Origin of the sequence: Streptococcus sp. F0442 (assembly GCF_000314795.2) — a bacterium.
Classification (GTDB): Bacteria; Bacillota; Bacilli; order Lactobacillales; family Streptococcaceae; genus Streptococcus.
Genome location: NZ_KB373314.1, coordinates 387,718 through 406,994, shown reverse-complemented (window position 1 = coordinate 406,994; position 19,277 = coordinate 387,718). Strand labels below are relative to the sequence as shown.

The following is a 19,277-nucleotide window of genomic DNA, read 5'->3' as shown; positions in this document are numbered from 1 at the left end:
GAGGCTCCAGAATTTGTAGCAGCTCCACAAGAACCAGTTACAGCGCCACAAGCCCCAGAGTTTGTCGCAGCACCAACTGCACCTGTGGAAGAACCGGTTGCAGCGCCACAAGCCCCAGAGTTTGTCGCGGCGCCAGCAGCACCAGCAGCACCAGCAGCACCTACAGAAGAACCAGTAGCAGCTCCAGTTCAAGAACCGGCACCTCAAGTTGCTCCAACGAATGGTCCTGCTTTCCAACAAGCTCCACAACAAGCTTACCAACAACCTAATCAAGCAGCTTATCAACAAGCTCCTTACCAACAAGCTCCTTACCAAGGTCAACCAGGACAACCTTATCCTGCCCAACCAAGTCAATTTGGTGTAGCCGTTGGTGGTTACTGGAATTGGTTCCTTTCAGCTTTGAAACGTCCAACAGCTGTAGAAAATCCAAAAGCTCTTAACGGAATTTTACAGTATGTCTTGACTGCTTTTGTCTTGACCTTGGGCACTTTCTTCACAGCTAGTGGAGCTACAGGTGGTTATGGTGCAGATTTCCGTGCCTTTCTGATCATCTTGATCATGGCTTTTTTCAATATCTATACCTTCCAGGTAGCAGGTTTCTTTGTCCGTCGTGTCGTTCTTCAAGATAAAGAATATTCATACGGCCGTTCATTTGAAGAGTTTGGACGTTTGTCTGTTTACACCTTGCCTATTTCTCTATTTGCTTTCTTAGTTGGACTTGTAAAAGCTTATGAATTCTATGGATTCCTTAACTTCTTGATCTTCTTCTTGTATACAGTTGGAACCTTGTATGTAGTATACCAAGCCTTGAACAACACAAAATTTAAAGCAGATAAATTCATATTGCTTGTAGCTTCCATTGCGATTTTAATTGTCTTTGCAGCTCTTGTTGTTTACTTGGATCGTCAAATTTTGGAACAAGCTATTATGGGATCTATTACAAATACTCCAAATTTTGGAGACTTGGGTAATTTTGGATACTAAACATATCACAAAAAGGAAGGTGGGAATACCCACTTTCCCTATTTTATAATGAGGGAGAAGAGATCCATGCAGAAGAAATGGGTTGAATTATTTGAAAAAGTGATCGGTCGCAAACCGTCACCAGAAGAGTTTATGGCTGGGAAAGCCTGTGGATTTGATTTAAAACAAATTCAGTCTATCGCAGGCAATGCCCCAGAAGAGAATCTATCACCTGTCGAGGAACCAGTGCTTGAACCAGTTGAAGAAGTAAAGAATGTCGATCCACTTCTAGCAGCTCGTCAGGCTTGGTTGCAACATTTTGAAGAAACCTATGGTCGCAAGCCAAGTGCGGAAGAATTTACCGCGGCTAAAAGTCAAAACTTCGAGTTTTTTGTAGGACCTGTGCCTGAAGCAGAATTTGCAACCCCAGATTCAACAGAAGAAACACAGGAATATGTCGCTCAAGAGCCGACTCAAGAGTTTGCTCCACCACTTGCTGCAGAGCAAACCCAGGTCTATCCTGAAGCAAACTTTACAGAAGCTCTTCCAGCTCAGGAAAAACAAAAGGCACCTAAAAAGCAAAAAACAAAGAGTGGGAAGAAAGGTTCCAAGAAGAAAATTGGGATTATTGCTGCTCTTATCCTTCTTGTCATCGCATTAGTAGCCACTTTCTTTTACTTCCAGTCTACGACACGGGTCGAAGTCACAGCTGATCAATTTATTAAGGCTGTTGATACCAAGGACTATCGAGAAGCAGCGGACTTGCTTTCAACCGATAGCGATAAGTGGACAAAAGACGAAGCTGAGAGCTTTATCACCAGTATGGAAGATCAAGGCATCGATATTGGTACAGAGTTAAACAAGATCATTGATGATGGTGGTGAAGGCACCTATACGGATAAATCTGGAAACAAGATCTTTGGTCTGGAAAAGGCCGACAAGAAATTCGGGATCTTCCAAGAATACCGTGTGTCTAGCTATCCGATCCACGTTAAGGTCAAGACCAATTTGGATCAGGCTAAACTCAAAGTAGCAGATAATAAAACAGTGACCTTGAAAAAAGATGAGGTCACAGATTTAGGTTCTTTCCATTACAATGCAAAAGAAATGGAGTTGACCGCGAAAACAGAGGTTGGAAATGTTACTTCTAAGATCCACCTCAATCCTAAGAAAGCCACTAAGAATGCATTAGAATTGCAACTGAATTCTGAAAAACGCAATTTAGAAGTTGAGTTTCCAGAAGAAGTTGAAAATCCAACAGATGTGAAGGTTGTGGTCAATGGCAAAGAAGTTGGAACGAGTACGACTTTTGAAGTCGATAGCATTCCTTATCAAGAAATTGAAGTGCATGCTGTTTTCAACATGAATGGAGAAACCTACACAACTGAAAAAGCCAAGGTGACCATTGAAGAGGGGGAGAACGATCCGATCGAACTCAAACTAGCAAAGGATACCTATAAACGCATTAAGAGTGCTCAAGATGCTAAGAAAGCACAAGAAGCCAAGGAAGAGCAGAACCGTACTTTGGCAGAAGAGTTCTTGAAAGAGTATCGTGAAGCAGTCTTTAGCTCTGTCTCTAATCGAAACAATACCTATTCCAAATATTATGACACACAAAGTCAAGCCTACAAAGAGATGGTTGAATTCACAACCGGTGATGGTGTTCGCAAGGCTAAGATTGACTACTACACTCCAGGAGCTTTGGATATCCAAAGTGTCACGGAAGAAAATGGTGTGGTAACCATCAAGACCTATGAAGATTTCACGGTCCATTATACAGATAGCCATCCAGATTCACAAAACCGCAAGTACAAGACTTATACCTTGAAAAAAGTAGGTGCAAGTTATGTCATTACGGATATTGTCGTTACAAAAGAATCATAGGAGATTCCCCATGAAAGCAAGATTTTCCAAATTAACTTTGGTGACAGTTGCCTTGTTAACCCTGACAGCATGCTCCCAATTTCAATCAAGCAGTTCCAAATCTTCTGAAAAAGAAGAAACCTCACAAACAGCTAGCAAGTCTTCTAAAGAGACGTCTTCAGTAAAAGATCCATCTAAAGAGACAGGGAAAGAGGAGTCATCAAAAGCAAGCAAGTCAGATGTCAAAGTGGACTCTGGTGTTAGCTATAATGGTTCCTATTATAGTGTCAAAGGGAAATATGGCGAAGTCATGATCGCTAACAAACATTATCCTTTGGCGCCGGACTTTAATCCAGGTGAAGATCCTGAAGCTGTTTCGGCCCTTCATGGATTGATTGCAGCCATGCAGGCAGAAGGTTATCCGATCAGTGACCAATATAGTGGTTTTCGTAGTTACGATACCCAAGTTGGCCTCTATCAAAACTATGTCAATCAAGATGGTCAGGAAGCAGCAGATCGCTATTCAGCAAGACCTGGTTACAGTGAGCATCAAACGGGTTTAACTTTTGATTTGATTGATACTAGTGGGAATTTGCTGACAGAGCCTGCGCCAAGTAAATGGTTGCTCAAGAATGCTGCCAAATATGGTTTTGTAGTTCGTTACCAAGAAGGAAAAGAAAAGGTGACAGGTTATATGCCAGAAAGCTGGCATCTTCGCTATATCGGAAAAGAAGCACAGGATATCGCGGACTCAGGCTTGAGTCTGGAAGAATACTATGGCTTCACCGGTGGCGATTACGTTGATAAATAAAAAGATTGGGGATTGTACCCCTAACCTCAGATTGAAGACAAAGTCAAATTAAAAACTTTCCTTAGGCTCAATAATTCCGAGTGCCTGAATCGTTATTGTTTCAGGCACTTTACTCACAGCGGAAAGTTTAGGTATTCTCTTGATTCAATCTAAAAATTGGAACTCATTTTTATTTCTTAGCAGAATCGTTTAATTTATTTTACTTTAAAATAGTTTGTATACATTTTAAGGTTGGGGTTAAAATCTCCAACCTTTTTTATTGTGTGTTTTTTAGAAATGCATCTAGCTCTTTTTGGTTCTTGAGAGTGATGAATTTATCGGGATAGGTAGAACGGATATTTCGATACCTTTTTTTGGCATTCTTAGTTCGACCGTCCCAGAGAATCCAACGGATGAATTTCCAATCAAAGCGTTCAGGGCAGCCTGCTGCCATACTCTCACGGACTCGGCCTTTATAGAGACGGTATCGTTTCCATCCTCTATAGAGGCAGTTCCAACGGGAGAAATTTAGAAAGATAATCTGGTCGGCTTGATCCATTCTCTCCTCATAGCAGCACCAAGAGTAATTGCCGTCAATGACCCAGTCTCTATGATTACTGAGAAACTGTTTCATTTCTTGCTCCATCCAATCCCGGTCACTGTCTATCCAACCCGGTTGAAATTGAAGGGTGTCCATATGTAGCTTGGGAATGGAGTAGTAGCGGGCTAAGGTTTCAGCCAACGTTGACTTGCCAGAACCTGAATAGCCGATAATCGAAATTTTCATCGTATCTCCTCATATCGAAGCAACAAAAAAAGCTCCGGAGAGCTCATTTTGTATGCAATTCTTGATTAACCAAGTTTCGCTGCAAGACGTGCTTTATCACGGCTAGCTTTGTTTTTGTGGATCAAACCTTTAGTTTCTGCTTTATCGATAGCTGAGCTAGCAGCGCGGTAAAGTTCTTCAGATGGGTTTGCTTCAAAAGCTTTGATTGCAGTACGCATAGCTGATTTTTGAGCTGAGTTTTTTTCGTTTTGTTTAACGTTCAATTCAGCGCGTTTGATAGCTGATTTAATGTTTGCCAATTTTTTCACCTCCAATGATATTCTAACTCTCTTATTATATATGAAAAGTTTCCTTTTGACAAGCCTAAAATAGCTTTTCCTTAAAAAAGTCCCGTGAAAAGGCGACATTCATTATCTCTTGAGATAAATTTCGTCGATTTCATGGTTGTTTGCCTTATGGAGAATCAAATCAGCCCGGTTACGGGTTGGTTGAATGTAGTGCTGAAGGTTCACTAAATTAATGGATTCCCAGACTTGATGGGCCATCTTTAAAACATCTTCTAGTGATTGCTTTGTAAAACGATAATAGTAGTTATTGGGATCATTCTGTGCTAAGTCCAGGAGTTTTTGGAAGCGATCGATATACCAGGACTCAATATCGTCTACCGCAGCGTCTACATAGATCGAAAAATCAAAGAAATCTGTCATATAAAGACTGTCATTTTGAGGATTTTGGAAAACATTAATCCCTTCTACAATGACAAAGTCAGCTGGCAATATTGTTTGCTTTTGATTGGGAACAATGTCATAAATTTCGTGAGAATAGACTGGAATCTCTACGCTCTTATTATTCTTGATCTGATTAAGAAAATGAAGGAGTAACTCCATATCATAACTTTCTGGAAATCCCTTTCGATTGAGAAGTTCCTGTTCTTTTAAGACAGCGTTGGGATAGAGAAAGCCATCCGTTGTTACCAATTCAACAGTAGAGCCTTCAAAGGTTCGAGAAAGTAGGATTTGGAGGAGACGGCTAGTGGTTGATTTCCCAACAGCCACACTTCCTGAAACCCCAATGATGAAGGGTTGGCGCTCACTGTTTTTTTGAAGGAAAATACTTTTAGAGAAGGCTAGATCCTCCTTGGAGCGTTTGTAGATTCCGATCAAGTTTGTCAAAGGTAGATAGACATCACGGACATCCTGAAGGTTGATGCGGTCGTTAAAACTCTTGATCGAATTGAGTTCAGTTTGAGAGAGGGGCGGGGTGGTTTTACGGTGCAGATTCTGCCAGGTTTCCCGATTAATTTTTTCGAAATGTAGAAATTCTTTGTCCATTTGGTACTCCTATTGTAGTCTTTAGTATACCAATTTTTAGAGGTCATGTAAACGATTTAAAAATAGAATAAATTATGATAAAATAAACATATGAGTAAAATGTATTTCGATGTAAACCCAGACGCAGAACATGATATTCATGATTTGTCTGTCGTTTTATTGGGACAAAAGATGAACTTCTATACAGACGCAGGTGTCTTCAGTAAAAAAATGATCGATTTTGGAAGTCAGGTGCTCTTATCAACCTTGGATTTTCAAGAAGGAGATAGCGTCCTTGATGTGGGCTGTGGCTATGGCCCGATTGGATTGTCTCTAGTCAAAGCGCAGGGTGTTGCCGTGACGATGGTTGATGTCAATGAGCGGGCACTGGAATTGGCTAAGAAAAATGCAGCCCGCAATCAGGTAGAAGCCCAAATTTTTTCTTCGGATGTCTATGAAGCAGTAGAAGGGGTCTTTGACCATGTCATAAGCAATCCACCGATCCGAGCTGGTAAGAAAGTGGTTCACCAAGTGATTACCGGTAGTTTTGAACATTTGAAACCAGGTGGCGACTTGACCATTGTCATTCAGAAAAAACAAGGTGCTCCAAGTGCTAAAGCCAAAATGGAAGAGACATTTGGTAATTGTGAGACTGTGAAAAAGGACAAGGGTTATTATATTTTAAGAAGCGAGAAAGTATCATGAGAGCAGTAGATATCATTCAGAAAAAACGAGATGGCCTTGCCTTAAGCAAGGAAGAAATTGAATGGTTGATTGAAGGCTATGTGGCTGGAACCGTTCCGGATTACCAAATGTCTGCTTTTGCCATGGCCGTATATTTTAAAGGGATGACAACGGAAGAAATCTCTTATATGACCATGAAGATGGTGGAAACAGGGCAACAGTTTGACTTATCAGCGATTCCAGGGATTAAGGTTGATAAGCACTCGACTGGCGGTGTCGGCGATAAGGTAACCTTGATCTTAGTGCCTTTGGTAGCAAGTTTCGGAGTTCCGGTTGCCAAGATGAGCGGCCGTGGCTTGGGTCACACTGGTGGAACCATTGATAAATTGGAATCCATTAAAGGATTCCAAATCGAACGGAGTCAAGAGGAATTTATCCAGCAAGTACAGGAAATCGGCTTGTCGGTCATTGGGCAATCCGACCAACTTGTGAAAGCAGACAAACTCTTGTATGCTCTTCGTGACGTGACGGCGACAGTGGATACCATTCCTTTAATTGCTAGCTCCGTCATGAGTAAGAAAATTGCATCTGGTGCAGATGCCATTCTTTTGGACGTGACAGTGGGCGAAGGAGCCTTCATGAAGAATATCGAAGATGCTCGTCGTCTAGCACGCACCATGGTGGATCTTGGAAATGCAGTGGGACGGAAAACCATCGCTGTCATTACAGATATGAGTCAGCCTTTAGGAACCAGCATTGGTAATCGTTTAGAAATTTTAGAAGCCTTGGATATTCTTAAGGGGCAGGGCCGAGCGGACGTAACGGAGTTTATTTGTGAGTTAGCGCAAATCATGTTGAAATTAGCTAATGTAGATCAATCGATTGAAGCCATACAGGAGCAGTTGACTAATGGACAAGCCTTGGCAAAATTCGAAGAAATGGTTCTTGCCCAAGGTGGCGACATCGAAGATTTGCATCGGCCTGTTAAAGTGGATCAGGTCATTGAAGTAACAGCGGATCAAGATGGTTTCATTGCAGCCTTGCCAGCCATGGAGTTTGGGCTATTTGCCATGCGTTTAGGAGCGGGACGTGCTGTCAAATCAGATCCTCTGGATTATGAAACAGGTATTGTGTTTGATAAAAAAGTGGGAGAGCAGGTAAAAAAAGGTGAACGAATCGCGCGCATCTACATGAATGAAAAAAATTCACAAGAAAGCGTTACAGAATTCAAAAAAAATGTTAAAATACTAAAAAGAGCTGAAAGCGTTACAGAGATTATTGAAATAATATCTTAGGGACCTTTAGGAGATGATATGAATTTAAATAAATATATTGATCACACTCTTTTAAAACCAGATGCACAACAAGAACAAATCGAAAAGTTGATTGAAGAAGCTAAGAATTATGATTTTGCAAGTGTCTGTGTCAATCCTACATGGGTGAATTTTGCTGCGGAAGGTTTGCGCGATTCAGACGTTAAAGTTTGTACCGTCATTGGTTTTCCTTTGGGAGCAAATACACCATTTGTCAAAGCGTGTGAAACAAAAAATGCCATTCAAAATGGGGCCGATGAAATTGATATGGTCATCAACATCGGAGCTCTTAAGTCTAAGAATTTAGCACTAGTTGAGGAAGATATTCAAGCAGTAGTGGAAGCGAGCGGTGATAAGCTTGTCAAGGTCATTATTGAGACCTGTCTCTTAACAGATGATGAAAAGGTCCTTGCTTGCCAAATTGCTAAGTCAGCTGGAGCAGATTTTGTGAAAACCTCAACTGGTTTCTCAACTGGAGGAGCGACTGTAGCAGATGTGGCCTTAATGCGCCAAACAGTAGGACCAGAAATGGGTGTCAAAGCTTCTGGTGGGGCTCGATCTTATGAAGATGCTCTTGCTTTTATCGAAGCTGGTGCGACCCGTATTGGGACTTCTTCTGGTGTAGCGATTGTGGAAGGGAATCTAGCTGATGGCGACTACTGATTTGATCGAATTAGCAGTTGAAGTGAGCAAGCAGGCCTATGTACCTTATTCTCATTTTCCGGTGGGAGCTGTACTGTTAACAAAGAATGGGGACATCTATACAGGTGTCAATATTGAAAATGCTAGTTTTGGATTAACCAATTGTGGGGAGCGGACAGCGATTTTTAAGGCTGTCTCTGAAGGGGCTCGCGATTTTAAAGAGCTCATTGTCTACGGGCAAACAGAGAAACCAATCTCACCATGCGGGGCCTGTCGTCAGGTGATGGCTGAATTTTTTGAGCCAGACCTTCCTGTAACCTTGGTATCTCAAAATAAATCGACGGTCGTGATGACGGTCAAGGATTTACTTCCATATTCCTTTACAGACCTTACTTAGAGAGTCTGTGAGGCGGTCTGTTGACCCTTTCAATACTTCGCAACAATGTTGCACAACAATTTAGGAGGTTCAGTAATGAACAAGAAACAATGGCTAGGTCTTGGTCTAGTAACTGTCGCTGCTATCGGACTTGCAGCATGTGGTAATCGTGCGTCTAAAAAAGATAGCGCTAACTCAGAATCTAAAACAGATTTGAAAGCTGCTATCGTTACCGATACTGGTGGTGTGGATGACAAATCATTCAACCAATCTGCTTGGGAAGGTTTGCAAGCATGGGGGAAAGAAAACGGTCTTTCTAAAGGAAATGGTTTTGATTACTTCCAATCAACAGATGAATCACAATATGCAACAAACTTGGACCAAGCTATTTCTGACGAATACAAATTGATCTTCGGTGTAGGTTTTGCCTTGCGTGATGCAGTAGAAAAAGCAGCTTCTGACAATGAAGACACTAACTTTGTTATCATCGATGACCGTATTGAAGGTAAAAAGAATGTAGTATCTGCAGTATTTGCGGATAATGAAGCTGGTTACCTTGCTGGTGTTGCTGCTGCGAAAACAACAAAATCAAAACAAGTTGGTTTCGTAGGTGGTATGGAAGGTGAAGTTATTTCACGTTTCCAAGCTGGTTTTGAAGCTGGTGTTAAATCTGTTGACCCATCTATTAAGGTTCAAGTAGACTATGCTGGTTCATTTGGTGACGCCGCTAAAGGTAAAACTATTGCTGCTACTCAATACGCTGCAGGTGCAGACGTTATCTACCAAGTAGCTGGTGGTACTGGTGCAGGTGTCTTCTCTGAAGCAAAAGACTTGAACGAGAAGAAAAATGAAGACGAAAAAGTTTGGGTTCTTGGTGTTGACCGTGACCAAAAAGCTGAAGGCGAATATACTTCTAAAGATGGTAAAAAATCAAACTTTGTATTGGCTTCTTCTTTGAAACAAGTTGGTAAATCAGTACAAGACTTGGCTAAATTAGCTTCTGAAGGTAAATTCCCAGGTGGTGAAGTGAAGACATTCAGCTTGAAAGATGGCGGTGTTGACTTGACAACGGACAACCTTTCTGCAGATGCTAAAAAAGCTGTTGAAGATGCAAAAGCTAAAATCCTTGATGGTTCTATTAAAGTTCCTGAAAAATAATATTTGATTGGACCGGCCCTGCCTTATAGGGCCGTTTCTTTTAAAGTGAGACTTTTTTGTCTCAATAAAATTTGTTAGTGTGGATCTAATAGATTTTATTGAAATAAAAATTTTTGAAAGGAAACAGCACATGACACATCAATATGTCATCGAAATGCGTGAGATTACCAAAAAATTTGGTGAATTTGTAGCAAATGACAAGATTAACCTTCAGTTGCGCAAAGGTGAAATCCATGCACTTCTTGGAGAAAACGGTGCAGGAAAATCTACCCTGATGAATATGCTAGCTGGTTTGTTGGAACCAACGAGCGGAGATATCTTGGTAAATGGAACAACTGTTAACCTAGACTCACCTTCAAAAGCAGCTTCTTTAGGAATTGGAATGGTACACCAACACTTTATGTTGGTTGAAGCCTTTACTGTTGCTGAAAATATTATCCTTGGTTCTGAAACCACTAAACATGGTGTTTTAGACCTTAAAAAAGCCAGTCAAGATATTCTTGAATTATCTAAAAAGTATGGTTTGGCAGTAGATCCCTATACGAAAGTTGAGGATATTTCTGTTGGTGCTCAGCAACGTGTAGAAATTTTAAAGACGCTTTATCGTGGAGCCGATATCCTGATCTTCGATGAACCAACTGCGGTTCTAACCCCTTCTGAAATCGAAGAATTGATGACTATCATGAAAAACTTAGCGAATGAAGGTAAATCGATTATCTTGATTACGCATAAGTTAGATGAAATTCGTGCTGTCGCAGACCGCGTAACAGTCATTCGTCGTGGTAAATCCATTGAAACAGTTGAAATTGCAGGTGCTACAAACCAAGATTTAGCTGAAATGATGGTCGGTCGTTCTGTTTCCTTTAAAACAGAGAAAGGTCCTTCTCAACCAAAAGAAGTGGTCCTATCTATCGAAAACTTAGTAGTTAACGAAAACCGTGGTGTGCCTGCTGTTAAGAATCTATCTTTAGAACTTCGTGCAGGTGAAGTTGTCGGGATTGCGGGGATTGATGGAAATGGTCAGTCTGAATTGATCCAAGCCATTACTGGTCTTCGGAAGGTGAAATCTGGTTTGATTAAGATTAAAGGCAAGGATGTTGTCGGACTTCGTCCCCGTCAAATTACGGAGATGAAGGTGGGACACGTTCCAGAAGATCGTCATCGGGATGGATTGGTTCTGGATATGATGATCTCTGAAAACATTGCCTTGCAAACTTATTATAAGGAGCCACTCAGTAAGAATGGGATTTTAAACTATCCAAAAATCACTTCTTTTGCTAAGAAACTGATGGAAGAATTTGACGTTCGTGCAGCCAGTGAAGTGGTTCCAGCTAAAGCTCTTTCCGGTGGTAACCAGCAGAAAGCCATTATCGCTCGTGAAATCGACCGTGACCCAGATCTCTTGATTGTCAGTCAACCAACACGTGGCTTGGACGTTGGAGCGATTGAGTACATTCACAAACGTTTGATCCAAGAACGGGATAATGGGAAAGCTGTACTTGTTGTTAGCTTTGAACTAGATGAAATTTTGAATGTTTCTGACCGTATTGCGGTTATTCATGATGGGAAGATCCAAGGGATCGTAACCCCTGAAACGACGAATAAGCAAGAACTTGGAATCCTGATGGCAGGAGGAAAGGTTGAGAAGGGAGCATCAAATGAATAAGAATGTAAAACAAATTGCTGTTCCATTGGTGTCTGTCTTTCTAGGTTTGATCTTAGGGGCCATCATCATGTGGATCTTTAGCTATGACGCGCTTTGGGGATACGAACTTCTCTTCAATAAAGCCTTTGGCTCAGTGAAAAGTTTGGGACAAATCTCTCGTGCGATGGGGCCACTTATCTTAATCGCCCTTGGATTCTCGGTAGCTAGCCGTGCCGGCTTCTTCAATGTCGGCCTTCCAGGACAAGCCTTTGCAGGATGGATTATGGCGACTTGGTTTGCTTTGTCCTTCCCAGATTTACCACGTGTTGTCATGATCCCGATGACAGTTTTAGTGGCAGCTATTGCAGGAGGATTTGTTGGATCGATTCCAGGTTTCCTTCGTGCTTACCTCGGTACTAGTGAAGTCATCATCACCATCATGATGAACTATATTGTTCTCTTCTCAGGGAATGCCCTCATTCACAGCTTCCCAGCAAGTATTATGAAGAACAAAGACTCGAGTATTGATGTTGGAGCGAATGCTGTTTATCAAACACAATGGTTGAGAGAATTGACCAACAAATCACAAATGAATATCGGTATTTTCTTTGCCCTTATTGCAGTTGTAGTGATTTGGTTTGTAATGAAGAAAACGACCCTTGGATTTGAAATTCGTGCCGTAGGTTTGAATCCGAATGCTGCGGATTATGCAGGGATGTCTGCTAAACGGACTATCATCCTTTCAATGATCATTTCTGGAGCCCTAGCTGGTATTGGTGGGGTTGTAGAAGGATTGGGTACTTACTCAAATGTTTATGTCCAAGGTAGCTCAATGAGCGTTGGATTTAACGGAATGGCAGTAGCCCTTCTTGCTATGAATTCACCTATTGGTATTCCATTTGCGGCCTTCTTGTTTGGAGTTCTTCAAGTTGGTGGTGTCGGAATGAAGCCAGCGGCTATTCCGGAAGAAATTGTTCAAATCGTAACAGCTTCTATCATCTTCTTCGTATGTGCTCACTACATTATTGAAAAAATGATTTCGATGCGTTCAGCTAAAAAAGGAGGAGCAAACTAATGAGTATTGTAACGATTTTAAGTATTCTTGTTTCCTCTATGATTGTGTATGCAGCGCCGCTCATCTTCACAAGTATTGGAGGAGCTTACTCAGAACACGCAGGAGTTGTCAACGTTGGTCTTGAAGGAATCATGGTGATGGGAGCCTTCGCAGGGATTGTCTTTAACTTGACTTTTGAACCTACTTTAGGAAGTTGGACACCTTGGGTTTCCTTGATTGTTGGAGCAGGTATCGGAGTTCTCTTCTCTTTGATTCACGCGGTCGCAACGGTGCATTTTCGTGCAGATCATATCGTCTCAGGAACAGTCTTGAACTTGATGGCAGCACCATTGGCAGTCTTTCTTGTTAAAGCGATGTACAACAAAGGACAAACGGATAATATCAAAGTTGCCTTTGGGAAAACATCGATTCCATTTCTATCCAAAATTCCAGTCATTGGCGATATCTTTTTCAATAATGCTAGTATTATCGGCTGGATAGCCATTCTCTTCTCATTCTTTGCTTGGTTTGTTATGTTCAAGACAAAATTTGGATTGCGTCTTCGTTCAGTTGGGGAGCACCCACAAGCAGCGGATACCTTGGGAATTAACGTTTATAGAATGCGTTACCTGGGAGTTATGATTTCTGGAGCCCTAGCTGGTATTGGAGGAGCCATTTATGCGCAATCCGTTTCAGTTAACTTCGCAGTAACAACCATCGTAGGACCTGGATTTATCGCCCTTGCAGCTATGATTTTTGGTAAGTGGAATCCTATTGGTGCTATGTTGGCTAGTCTTTTCTTCGGAGCTTCACAAAGTTTGGCGGTTATCAGTAACCAATTAGCCTTCCTTAAAGGAGTTCCAACTGTTTACTTGCAAATTGCACCGTATGTCTTAACCATGATTGTCTTGGCAGCCTTCTTCGGACAAGCAGTTGCTCCGAAAGCAGATGGTGTCAACTATATTAAATCGAAATAATACAAAGAGAGACACGGGGTTTCCTCGGTCTCTTTTGCTTTCTAAAGGCGCCTCTTAGTCGCAATTTCTTTGGATTTAGGGTACAATAGGAATACAACTTTTCACGTATTGGAGAAACAAATGTTTAAATGGATCAGACGCCTAATTGGCTTGTTTATCGTTTTATTTATTTTATTAGTGCTCTTGTTGGTTCCTGGATCTATCCCTGAAGGGGAGCAATTAAGAAACGTGCAGGCAGGAAGCTCATTTATTGAACTAGCTCAAAATGCGGTTTCAAATGCCTCTGTGAGTACGGAGGGTCTTTCTACTGAGCTGACTCTTAATTCTGTGCAATTGAGCCAAGTCGTAAAAACTAGTGCAGGATCAGCTCTTGAAAATTCTGACTATGAAAAGATGGCTCTTGGGATGGATGGCAATGACCTTCATGTCAAAGTTCCAGTATCGCTTGGACCTGTTGATAGTTACCTGGATTTGACGATGATGGGACAAGTCGAGAATAATGTTATGAAGTTGACTGTAACAGGTGCTAAATTAGGGAAAATGCCTATTCCGAAATCCTTGGTTCTCAACTATTTGAAAGATCAATCCAGTCAAGACGGATCAGCCTTGACAGTGAGTGGGGATCAAATCTTGCTAGAGATTCCTCAGGCTGGTTATAGCATTCCAAAAGCGAGAGTAGAAAATGGCAATGCTAAAGTGACAATTCGTATATCGTTATTTTAAATCTTTGAAGATGGAGTTGTGATGGTTGTCTTTGAATTTTGTGCGGAGAATTTAACCTTGCTTGACAAGGCGATTGCTGCCGGTGCTAGTCGCATTGAACTATGTGATAACCTTGCAGTAGGAGGGACTAGCCCCAGTCTGGGCGTGATCAAAGAAGCGCTCAAACTCACAAGCGAGAAGTCTGTGGATCTTTGTGTCATTATTCGTCCGCGTGGAGGAGATTTCGTCTATACAGCTTCTGAAGTCGATGCCATGTTGACAGACATTGGTGCGGCAAAAGAATTAGGGGTGTCTAGTTTTGTGCTTGGGGCGCTGAACGAGGATGCTCAGTTGGATCGGTTAGTCATCCAGAGATTACTGGCTGCATGTGGGGACTCAGAAGTTGTCTTTCATATGGCTTTTGACGAGCTAGCAGTTGAGGATCAGCTAGAGGCAATTGACTGGCTCGCTAGCCAGGGTGTGGCTCGTATTTTGACACGTGGTGGCAGTCTAGACGCAACACTTGAGCAACGCTTTGCCCACTATCATCGTTTACTGGCTGTAGCCAAGGGAAAGATTCAGATCCTACCAGGTGGGGGCGTAACGCTAGAGAATCGTCAGCTTTTTTTGAAGCAATTAGGCGTTCATCAACTGCATGGGACACGCATCGTGTTTTAAAGGATTAGATCACTAGCTTAGGCCGTTTTATGGTTGAGTTATCAAGGTTGGGCACATTGTTCCCAGCCTCTTCTCGTTCAGTCATGCATAAGGGAGAGAAGATGTTTTTAGAGCATTATTTTGACAAATATAGCTTTCAGCCAGATAAAGCACAGGCATATGGTTTTAAGAAAATGGATGGCATTTTCGAATACCAATGCCCAGTCTTGTCTGGTAGTTTTTTCTTAAAGATGTGGATTAAGGCTCAGGAGGTTTCCTTTAAGGTCTATGATCAGGATACAGGAGATGAATATATTCAGATCCATCTAGAACAACTCCAAGGACATTTTGTCGGTCAAGTTCGCGAAGTTTGTCAGGAAACCCTGGCAGCCATTCGACAGTCATGTTTCGAGGTGGAAGATTTTCTCTACCCACAAGCAAAACGTCTCATGAACTATATTTCCCAACGCTTCCAAGGAAGGATTGAGTATTTATGGGAAAGATCTCCAGATTCAGGTGCTATTCGTCATCGAGACACTCTCAAGTGGTATGGGGTGTTTATGGCCATTGATTGGAAAAAATTGGATGCTGGTAAATCTGGAAAAATTGAAGTCTTGAATGTCAAGACCAATCAAGTTGCGGATTTAACGCAAGAGAAGGGGATTTATCCGGCATTTCATATGAATAAAAAATATTGGGTGAGTATCCCATTAGACAATACATTAGCTGATGAAGAGCTATTTGCACTAGTGGATCGGAGTTGGCAACTCACAAAAAAGGGGAAATAAAATGAACCTGTTAGGGAAACTCTCATGGTTTTTTAAAGTCGAAAAGAAGGGCTATTTGATTGGGATAGGGTCCTTGATTTTGGTCAGTTTTTTAAATCTCATTCCTCCAAGAATCATGGGAATGGTGATTGATTTGATTGATAATAGACAGTTAAGGCCATGGCGGTTATTTATGGATATCGCACTTTTAGTCATTGTAGCTCTTACCATGTATGGACTTCGTTTTATTTGGCGTCGCTATATATTTGGAACCGCCAATAAGTTGGCCCGGATTTTACGTTATCGCTTGTTTAAACAATTTACATTCATGTCGCCTTCTTTCTATCAGCGCTATCGAACAGGGGATCTCATGGCGCATGCGACCAATGATATCAATGCAGTAACCATGTTTGCAGGTGGTGGGGTCATGTCTGCAGTCGATGCCTCTGTGACAGCCTTGGTAACCCTAATTAGTATGTTTTTCATGATTGATTGGCGCTTAACCCTACTAGCGATTGTCCCCTTGCCGGTCATGGTCCTAGTGACTTCAGCTATTGGACGCAAAAATCATCAGGCCTTCAAGGAAGCCCAAGAAGGCTTTTCAGAATTGAACAACTTTGTTCAGGAATCAGTTTCTGGTGTTAGGGTAACCAAATCCTTTGGCTTTCAAGAAGATGAGATTCAAGCCTTTGAAAAGACCAATCAAATGGTCTTTCAAAAGAATATGACTTCAGCTAGTTATAATGCTTTATTTGATCCGACCACTCTTCTTTTTGTAGGTCTCTCCTATGTCTTAACCCTTTATTTTGGGGGCCTCTTTGTCCAGGAGGGGAGCTTGACGGTTGGTCAAATCGTCACGTTTATCACTTATCTCAATATGTTGGTGTGGCCCCTACAAGCCATGGGATTTTTGTTTAATATTAGTCAGAGGGCTAGCGTCTCTTATGAGCGAATTGAAACACTTTTAGCGGAAACGCCTGCTATCAAAGATCCAGTTCATCCAGTCACAGGCATTCAAAATGGAGATTTGGAGTATGCTATCGAAGAATTTTCCTATGAGAAAGAGCCTGTTCTTGAAAAGGTTTATTTTCGCTTAGAACAAGGGCAAACTCTTGGCATTGTGGGACCAACTGGATCTGGAAAGACCACCTTGTTGCGTCTCTTACTTAGAGAGCACGACTTAGATCAGGGAGCTATCTTTCTAAATGGGATCATCATCAAAAACTATCGGTTGGACGATTTGCGCAGCTTGATTGGCTATGTCCCTCAAGATCAGATCCTCTTTGCCATGACCATTCGCGAGAATGTGGCTTTTTCTGATCCACAGATCAAGGAAGAAGAGTTAATCGATGCCCTGAGAACTTGTGGGGTCTATGAGGATATCCTAGCCATGCCAGACCAGATGGAAACAGTCATCGGTGAGAGAGGAGTTTCTCTCTCCGGAGGGCAGAAGCAGCGGATAGCTATGAGTCGAGCCTTGGTCATGAATCCGGAAATCCTAATTTTGGATGATTCCCTCTCTGCAGTAGATGCTAAGACGGAGCATCAGATTATAGAAAATATGAAGCAGGAACGCGAGGGGAAAACAACGATTATTACCGCCCATCGCTTGTCTTCTGTTGTACATGCGGATTTGATCCTGGTAATGGAGAATGGTCAGATAAAGGAGCGAGGAAATCACGAGGAATTAATGGCCCAACAAGGTTGGTATTATGAAACCTACCAAGCGCAACAATTATCGGAAGAAATGGAGGGAAGGCTCAATGAAATCATCTGAAGCACCTGTCATGAAGCGTCTCTTGACATACATGTGGCGCTATAAGTGGTTGACGGCTTTGGCATTGGTCTTTACCTTTTTGACCAGTCTCTTGTTAACAGCGATTCCTCTTGCGGCGCGTTGGTACATTGACCACCTGGTGGATCCAAAAGAAGCAGATTCACCGGTTATGAATGCTTTTCAGTTTCTTATTCTTTATTATGGACTATTTATTGGGCGCGTGCTTGCAACATATCTGAGTCAATTGACCTTTTCACGTGTCTCCAATTCGATTGTAAGAGATATCCGGCTAGATGTTTTCCGCAATCTACAAGGGTTGTGCATGGCTTTTTACGACCAGACAGCAGCAGGTTCGATTGTTTCCCGTGTGACCAATGATACACAGGCAGTCGCAGATATGTTTTCCACAGTCTTCTCAAGTCTGGTTTCATCCTTTTTACTTTTTGTAGTGACCTTGGTGACCATGTTTAGTCTGGACTGGCATTTGACTATTTGGATTTTGCCTTTTCTTCCGATTATTTGGTTTTCTATTAGTCTCTATCGCAAGTTATCCAGTCGTCTGGTCAAGATGACCCGACAGAAATTATCAGATATCAATGTGAAATTATCTGAATCCATAGAAGGAATGCGGATCGTGCAGGCTTTCCGTCAAGAAAAACGTTTGACGGATGAGTTCGAACAGATTAATGGGGAACATTTGGACTATGCCAACCGGTCTGTGGATATCAATTCCCTCTTTTTAAGGCCAGCGATGACTCTGTTACAGGTGTTGGCCTATGCAGTTATTCTGACCTTTTTCGGCCTCAATTGGCAGTCCTCTGGCTTTACAGCGGGTCTTATCTACGCTTTTATTCAGTATGTTAGTCAGCTGTTCCAACCCTTGATTGATGTTACGCAGAACTTTGCTACTTTGCAGACCTCTACCATTTCTGCGGGTCGTGTCTTTGAAGTGATGGATCGATCAGATAAGGAACCCAAGCAAGCCGGCAGCCGAGAAGAAATCAAACGAGGAGATATTCGCTTTGAACATGTGTCTTTTTCTTATGATGGTAAACAAGAGGTCCTGAAAGATATTTCGTTTGAGGTCAAAAATGGAGAAACCATTGCCTTTGTCGGCCATACTGGTTCTGGTAAATCCTCTATCATCAATCTCTTTATGCGCTTTTATGAGTTTGATCGTGGTCAGATTTTGATTGATGGACACGATATCAAAGAATATAGTCAAGAAGCCTTGCGAAATGCTATAGGTTTAGTCTTGCAAGAACCCTTCCTCTATCATGGAACCATTGCTTCCAATATCCGAATGTATCATGAAGAATTGTCGGATGAGAAAATACAAGAAGCTGCGGAATTTGTGGATGTTGCAGACTTTATTGAGAGTCTTCCTGATGGCTATGACCATCCAGTAACTGAGCGAGGATCGACTTTATCCACTGGTCAGCGTCAGCTTCTTGCTTTTGCTCGGACCATTGCAGCCCGGCCAAAGATATTGATTTTAGATGAGGCGACTGCAAATATTGACCAAGAGACTGAAGAGTTAATTCAAAACTCTCTGAAGAAGATGCGCCAAGGTCGGACGACCATTGCCATCGCCCATCGACTCTCAACCATCCAGGATGCTACCTGTATCTATGTTCTTGAAAAGGGAAGAATCATCGAAGCGGGGAACCACGAACAACTCATTACTCTTGGTGGAACTTACAAGAAAATGTACGACCTCCAAGCAGGCATGATGAAATAAAGACAAACAAGGAGAGTGGGACAGAAATCGGTCATTCGTTAGAATTCGATTTCGTCGTCCCACCTCCGCAC

The 19,277-nt window shown here is 42.0% G+C and carries 19 protein-coding genes; 16 read left to right on the top strand and 3 right to left on the bottom strand.

Annotated features, from left to right (window positions below; all coding sequences use genetic code 11):
• From HMPREF9186_RS02110 to ldcB, 3 genes are all read left to right on the top strand, one after another.
• A partial coding sequence (locus HMPREF9186_RS02110) for a DUF6574 domain-containing protein (RefSeq protein ID WP_009731174.1) occupies nt 1-984 on the top strand: 984 nt, incomplete at its 5' end.
• 66 nt (nt 985-1,050) lie between these two features.
• The gene (locus HMPREF9186_RS02105) at nt 1,051-2,847 is read left to right on the top strand and encodes a TcaA second domain-containing protein (RefSeq protein ID WP_009731173.1); all 1,797 of its coding nucleotides are present in this window, start codon (nt 1,051-1,053) and stop codon (nt 2,845-2,847) included.
• Nucleotides 2,848-2,857: 10 nt separating this feature from the next.
• The gene (gene ldcB, locus HMPREF9186_RS02100) at nt 2,858-3,637 is read left to right on the top strand and encodes an LD-carboxypeptidase LdcB/DacB (protein ID WP_009731172.1); all 780 of its coding nucleotides are present in this window, start codon (nt 2,858-2,860) and stop codon (nt 3,635-3,637) included.
• Between the two features lie 256 nt (nt 3,638-3,893).
• Here the strand turns inward: ldcB and HMPREF9186_RS02095 are convergent, their stop codons facing one another.
• The 3 genes from HMPREF9186_RS02095 to coaA all read right to left on the bottom strand — a co-directional run bounded on the left by HMPREF9186_RS02095 (nt 3,894) and on the right by coaA (nt 5,734).
• The gene (locus HMPREF9186_RS02095; protein WP_009731171.1) at nt 3,894-4,403 is read right to left on the bottom strand and encodes a DNA topology modulation protein; all 510 of its coding nucleotides are present in this window, start codon (nt 4,401-4,403) and stop codon (nt 3,894-3,896) included.
• Between the two features lie 65 nt (nt 4,404-4,468).
• A complete protein-coding gene (gene rpsT / locus HMPREF9186_RS02090) occupies nt 4,469-4,717 on the bottom strand; it encodes a 30S ribosomal protein S20 (RefSeq protein WP_023023719.1) in 249 nt (82 codons plus the stop codon).
• Nucleotides 4,718-4,813: 96 nt separating this feature from the next.
• Nucleotides 4,814-5,734, bottom strand: a complete 921-nt coding sequence (coaA, locus tag HMPREF9186_RS02085) for a type I pantothenate kinase (protein ID WP_009731170.1) — start codon at nt 5,732-5,734, stop codon at nt 4,814-4,816.
• Nucleotides 5,735-5,824: 90 nt separating this feature from the next.
• On the opposite strand from coaA, the gene HMPREF9186_RS02080 reads away from it, so the two are divergent.
• From HMPREF9186_RS02080 to HMPREF9186_RS02020, 13 genes are all read left to right on the top strand, one after another.
• Nucleotides 5,825-6,418 (top strand): class I SAM-dependent methyltransferase, encoded by a 594-nt coding sequence (locus HMPREF9186_RS02080; RefSeq protein ID WP_037613886.1) that lies wholly within the window; start codon nt 5,825-5,827, stop codon nt 6,416-6,418.
• Nucleotides 6,415-7,692: a pyrimidine-nucleoside phosphorylase gene (locus HMPREF9186_RS02075; RefSeq protein WP_009731168.1), complete on the top strand. Its 1,278-nt coding sequence runs from the start codon at nt 6,415-6,417 to the stop codon at nt 7,690-7,692. Before HMPREF9186_RS02080 ends, HMPREF9186_RS02075 begins: the two co-directional genes overlap by 4 nt.
• An 18-nt stretch (nt 7,693-7,710) precedes the next feature.
• A complete protein-coding gene (gene deoC, locus HMPREF9186_RS02070) occupies nt 7,711-8,373 on the top strand; it encodes a deoxyribose-phosphate aldolase (RefSeq protein WP_009731167.1) in 663 nt (220 codons plus the stop codon).
• Entirely contained in the window at nt 8,360-8,749 is a 390-nt protein-coding gene (locus HMPREF9186_RS02065; RefSeq protein WP_009731166.1) for a cytidine deaminase, read from the top strand. The genes deoC and HMPREF9186_RS02065 overlap by 14 nt, the downstream gene beginning before the upstream one ends.
• Nucleotides 8,750-8,824: 75 nt before the next feature.
• On the top strand, nt 8,825-9,886 hold the full coding sequence (locus HMPREF9186_RS02060) for a BMP family lipoprotein (RefSeq protein WP_009731165.1): 1,062 nt from the start codon (nt 8,825-8,827) through the stop codon (nt 9,884-9,886).
• 130 nt (nt 9,887-10,016) lie between these two features.
• The gene (locus HMPREF9186_RS02055) at nt 10,017-11,552 is read left to right on the top strand and encodes an ABC transporter ATP-binding protein (protein ID WP_009731164.1); all 1,536 of its coding nucleotides are present in this window, start codon (nt 10,017-10,019) and stop codon (nt 11,550-11,552) included.
• Complete coding sequence (locus HMPREF9186_RS02050) at nt 11,545-12,606, top strand: ABC transporter permease (RefSeq protein WP_009731163.1); 1,062 nt, start codon at nt 11,545-11,547, stop codon at nt 12,604-12,606. Before HMPREF9186_RS02055 ends, HMPREF9186_RS02050 begins: the two co-directional genes overlap by 8 nt.
• Entirely contained in the window at nt 12,606-13,562 is a 957-nt protein-coding gene (locus HMPREF9186_RS02045; protein WP_009731162.1) for an ABC transporter permease, read from the top strand. Before HMPREF9186_RS02050 ends, HMPREF9186_RS02045 begins: the two co-directional genes overlap by 1 nt.
• A gap of 120 nt (nt 13,563-13,682) precedes the next feature.
• Nucleotides 13,683-14,285 carry a hypothetical protein gene (locus HMPREF9186_RS02040; RefSeq protein WP_009731161.1) on the top strand — a complete coding sequence of 201 codons (603 nt, stop codon included), beginning with the start codon at nt 13,683-13,685 and terminating at the stop codon, nt 14,283-14,285.
• A gap of 21 nt (nt 14,286-14,306) precedes the next feature.
• Nucleotides 14,307-14,942 (top strand): copper homeostasis protein CutC, encoded by a 636-nt coding sequence (locus HMPREF9186_RS02035; protein ID WP_009731160.1) that lies wholly within the window; start codon nt 14,307-14,309, stop codon nt 14,940-14,942.
• 101 nt (nt 14,943-15,043) lie between these two features.
• The gene (locus HMPREF9186_RS02030) at nt 15,044-15,709 is read left to right on the top strand and encodes an MmcQ/YjbR family DNA-binding protein (protein ID WP_037613883.1); all 666 of its coding nucleotides are present in this window, start codon (nt 15,044-15,046) and stop codon (nt 15,707-15,709) included.
• A 1-nt stretch (nt 15,710) separates the two neighbouring features.
• On the top strand, nt 15,711-17,465 hold the full coding sequence (locus HMPREF9186_RS02025) for an ABC transporter ATP-binding protein (RefSeq protein WP_009731158.1): 1,755 nt from the start codon (nt 15,711-15,713) through the stop codon (nt 17,463-17,465).
• On the top strand, nt 17,452-19,206 hold the full coding sequence (locus tag HMPREF9186_RS02020; protein WP_009731157.1) for an ABC transporter ATP-binding protein: 1,755 nt from the start codon (nt 17,452-17,454) through the stop codon (nt 19,204-19,206). The genes HMPREF9186_RS02025 and HMPREF9186_RS02020 overlap by 14 nt, the downstream gene beginning before the upstream one ends.
• Nucleotides 19,207-19,277: the final 71 nt, after the last annotated feature.